At 72.2% G+C, this 4069-nt stretch carries 2 protein-coding genes and 1 tRNA gene; 2 read left to right on the plus strand and 1 reads right to left on the minus strand.

Features of this window, described 5'->3' with window-relative positions; genetic code table 11:
- Positions 1-67: 67 nt before the first annotated feature.
- Positions 68-139, minus strand: a tRNA-Cys gene (locus tag ACFWEP_RS32585).
- Positions 140-421: 282 nt separating this feature from the next.
- Here ACFWEP_RS32585 and ACFWEP_RS32590 point away from each other — a divergent pair.
- Together ACFWEP_RS32590 and ACFWEP_RS32595 are read left to right on the plus strand one after the other, a co-directional pair.
- Complete coding sequence (locus ACFWEP_RS32590) at positions 422-1948, plus strand: MFS transporter (RefSeq protein WP_387375597.1); 1527 nt, start codon at positions 422-424, stop codon at positions 1946-1948.
- A gap of 182 nt (positions 1949-2130) precedes the next feature.
- Entirely contained in the window at positions 2131-3912 is a 1782-nt protein-coding gene (locus tag ACFWEP_RS32595; RefSeq protein WP_387375599.1) for a DEAD/DEAH box helicase, read from the plus strand.
- The last annotated feature ends 157 nt before the right edge of the window (positions 3913-4069 follow it).

A 4069-nucleotide genomic window follows, 5' to 3' on the forward strand; every position in this document is an offset into this window, starting at 1 on the left:
GTCCCCGCACCATGGGGACGGCCGCCGCCGTTGCTGTCCGTACGACGCGAGCGCCGCGTTCTTCTTGAGGCCGTGACCGGATTCGAACCGGTGTAACTCGAGTTGCAGTCGAGCCCCTGAACCTCTCGGGCACACGGCCGAGGTGTGGTGCCTCGGTGTTGCCACGACCGTACGGCCCGGAGGGCTGCGGGCTCAAGGGTTTCGACGGGCCCGCAATGCGACTGCCACACGCCGTTCACAACCGCACCACCCGGCGCCCGGCGCCCCGGAGGACCCGCGCCCCGCGCGCAGGGCCCGGGACGAGGCGCGGACCGGGGGCGCGGAGCCGCACGGACGGGGGCACGGGCCTACGACCATCGGACCACCGCACCCCCTCCCCGCGACAGGGCCCAACCCGGCGTATGCCCCTTACCCTGGTGCGATGACCGCCCTCGACCCGCGCGACGCCGATGTCGCGCCCGCCCCCCTGCCCGCCGGCGCCCCGGCTTCCCACGACCCGACGGCGGGCGACGTGGCCGCCCCGGACGGCAGCGGGGCCGACGACCCCACCGAAGGCGTACTGGGCCGGACCTACCGCGCCCTGAGCATCGGCATCGTCTCCGTCGTGCTGCTCATCGCCTTCGAGGCGACCGCCGTGGGAACCGCGATGCCGGTCGCCGCACGCGAGCTGCACGGGGTCCCGCTGTACGCCTTCGCCTTCTCCGCGTACTTCACCACCAGCCTCTTCGCCATGGTGTTCTCCGGGCAGTGGGCCGACCGCAGCGGGCCGCTCGGCCCCCTCGCGGCAGGGATCAGCTCCTTCGCCGCCGGGCTGCTGCTCTCCGGCGGCGCGACCGGCATGTGGATGTTCGTCGCGGGCCGGGCCGTGCAGGGGCTCGGCGGGGGACTGGTCATCGTCGCCCTGTACGTCGTCGTCGGCCGCGCCTACCCGGAGCGACTGCGCCCCGCGATCATGGCCGCCTTCGCCGCGAGCTGGGTCATCCCCTCCGTGGTCGGACCGCTCGCCTCGGGCACCGTCACCGAGCACCTCGGCTGGCGCTGGGTCTTCACCGGCATCCCGGTCCTCATCGTGTTCCCGCTGGCGCTCGCACTGCCCGCGATACGTCGCAGGGCCTCGGGCCCGGCGGACGAGGCCGCGGGCGCCAAGCCCTTCGACCGCCGGCGCATCCGGCTCGCCCTGGCCATCTCCGTGGGCGCCGGGCTGCTCCAGTACGCCGGGCAGGAACTGAACTGGTTCGCAGCTCTGCCCGCCGCCCTGGGGGCCGCGCTGCTGGTCCCCGCGGTCCGGGGACTGCTGCCCGTCGGAACCGTGCGTGCCGTGCGCGGGCTGCCCGCCGTCGTGCTGCTGCGCGGGGTCTCGGCCGGGTCCTTCATCGCCGCCGAGTCCTTCGTACCGCTGATGCTGGTGACCCAGCGCGGGCTGAGCCCGACCATGGCCGGGCTGTCGCTCGCGGCGGGCGGCGGTACCTGGGCGCTCGGATCGTTCATCCAGTCCCGGCCCCGGATGGAGCCGCACCGGGAGCGGCTGATGTTCGTCGGCATGCTCATGGTCACCGTGGCGATCCTGGCCGCTCCCTCCGTGCTGATCCCCTCCGTGCCCGCCTGGACCGTGGCCGGCGCCTGGGCGGTCGGCTGTTTCGGCATGGGCATGGTGATCGCCTCGACCAGTGTGATGATGCTCAAGCTCTCCACCCCGCAGGAGGCGGGAGCCAACTCCGCGGCCCTCCAGATCTCCGACGGCCTCTCCAACGTCCTGCTCCTCGCGATCGGCGGCGCGGCCTTCGCGGCACTCGGCGGCGGCGCGGTGGGCGCCGTCCACGAGACCGTGCGGGCGGGCGCCTCGGCGGCCCATCCGGGGGCCTTCGCGGCCGTCTTCCTGCCCATGGCGGGAGTCGCCCTGGTGGGGGCCTGGGTGGCCACCCGGGTACGGGCCCCGCACGCCGTCTGAGGGACCCGGCGGGCGGGGGCTCCGGTGTGTGAAGAGGGTCTCAACGGACCCGAACCACGCCTCGTCCGTACGGGGTTCCGTCCGGCTCCCCGGTAAGGTGGCCCGGTTGTCGTATCGCGTACCGGGTGTCCCGGGCGGTACCGGCAGCACCCCACGTACCCGAGAGACCCGAACCGGAGACCGTGACTACTACCGCCTCCCACCACCTCTCACCCGCCTTTCCCGGCCGCGCCCCCTGGGGCACGGCGGGCAAGCTGCGAGCCTGGCAGCAGGGCGCCATGGAGAGGTACGTCCAGGAGCAGCCGCGCGACTTCCTCGCGGTCGCCACCCCCGGCGCCGGAAAGACCACCTTCGCGCTGACGCTCGCCTCGTGGCTGCTGCACCACCACGTCGTCCAGCAGATCACCGTCGTCGCGCCGACCGAGCACCTCAAGAAGCAGTGGGCGGAGGCAGCCGCCCGGATAGGTATCAAGCTCGACCCCGAGTACAGCGCCGGGCCGGTGAGCAAGGAGTACCACGGCGTCGCCGTGACGTACGCCGGTGTCGGGGTACGTCCGATGCTGCACCGCAACCGGTGCGAGCAGCGCAAGACCCTCGTGATCCTCGACGAGATCCACCACGCCGGTGACTCGAAGTCCTGGGGCGAGGCCTGCCAGGAGGCGTTCGATCCCGCCACCCGGCGACTCGCGCTCACGGGCACGCCGTTCCGCTCCGACACCAACCCGATCCCCTTCGTCACGTACGCGGAGGGCAACGACGGCATCCGGCGCTCCTCCGCCGACTACACGTACGGCTACGGCAACGCCCTCGCCGACGGTGTGGTCCGCCCGGTGATCTTCCTCAGCTACAGCGGCAACATGCGCTGGCGCACCAAGGCCGGCGACGAGATCGCCGCCCGCCTCGGCGAGCCGATGACCAAGGACGCCATCGGACAGGCCTGGCGTACCGCCCTGTCGCCCACCGGCGACTGGATCCCCAACGTGCTCACCGCCGCCGACAAGCGGCTCACCGAGGTCCGCAAGGGCATCCCGGACGCCGGCGGACTGGTCATCGCCACCGACCAGGAGTCGGCCCGCGCCTACGCGAAGATCCTCAAGTCCGTCACCGGCGAGAAGCCGACCGTGGTCCTCTCCGACGAGAAGGCCGCCTCCAAGAACATCGACAAGTTCAGCGCGGACGACTCGCGCTGGATGGTCGCCGTCCGCATGGTGTCCGAGGGCGTCGACGTACCCCGCCTGGCGGTCGGCGTGTACGCGACGACGATCTCGACCCCGCTCTTCTTCGCCCAGGCCGTCGGCCGATTCGTACGCTCCCGCAGGCGCGGCGAGACCGCCTCCGTCTTCGTCCCCACCATCCCGATGCTGCTCGACTTCGCCAACGAGATGGAGGTCGAACGCGACCACGTCCTCGACAAGCCGAAGAAGGGCAGCGACGAGGAGAACCCCTTCGCGGAGGAGGACAAGCTCCTCGCCGACGCCGAACGGCTGGAGGACGAGGAGACCGAGGACCAGCTGCCCTTCGAGGCGCTGGAGTCCGACGCCGTATTCGACCGGGTGCTGTACGACGGCGCCGAGTTCGGCATGCAGGCCCACCCGGGCAGCGAGGAGGAGCAGGACTACCTCGGTATCCCCGGCCTCCTGGAGCCCGACCAGGTGCAGCTGCTGCTCCAGAAGCGGCAGACCCGGCAGATCGCGCACAGCCGCACGAAGCCCGCAGCCGAGGCCGACCTCCTGGAGAAGCCGGCCGAAGCCCGCCCGGTGGTCACCCACAAGCAGCTCCTGAGCCTGCGCAAGCAGCTCAACACCATGGTGTCGGCCTACACCCACCAGAGCGGCAAACCGCACGGCGTGCTCCACAACGAGCTGCGCCGGGTCTGCGGCGGCCCGCCGAGCGCCGAGGCGACGGCGGGCCAGATCCAGGACCGGATCAAGAAGGTCCAGGAGTGGGCCACCCGCATGACGTGAGGCTCCTCGCGGTCCTCGCGTGACCGCAGTGCGCGCGGCCCGGTACCCGCGGGAAACACCGTCGGTACCCGGCCGCAGTCAGGGGGGCCGCCCCACGGAGTCACCATTTTCACATACGGCACCGCGGCGGGCACCATACCCTCCCCCGCCCAGCCCA

Origin of the sequence: Streptomyces sp. NPDC060198 (assembly GCF_042728415.1) — a bacterium.
Classification (GTDB): Bacteria; Actinomycetota; Actinomycetes; order Streptomycetales; family Streptomycetaceae; genus Streptomyces.

Bases quoted from the DNA above. Each gene is read 5' to 3' on its own strand.
- ACFWEP_RS32590 (WP_387375597.1), top strand. From the start codon at position 422: ATGACCGCCCTCGACCCGCGCGACGCCGATGTCGCGCCCGCCCCCCTG.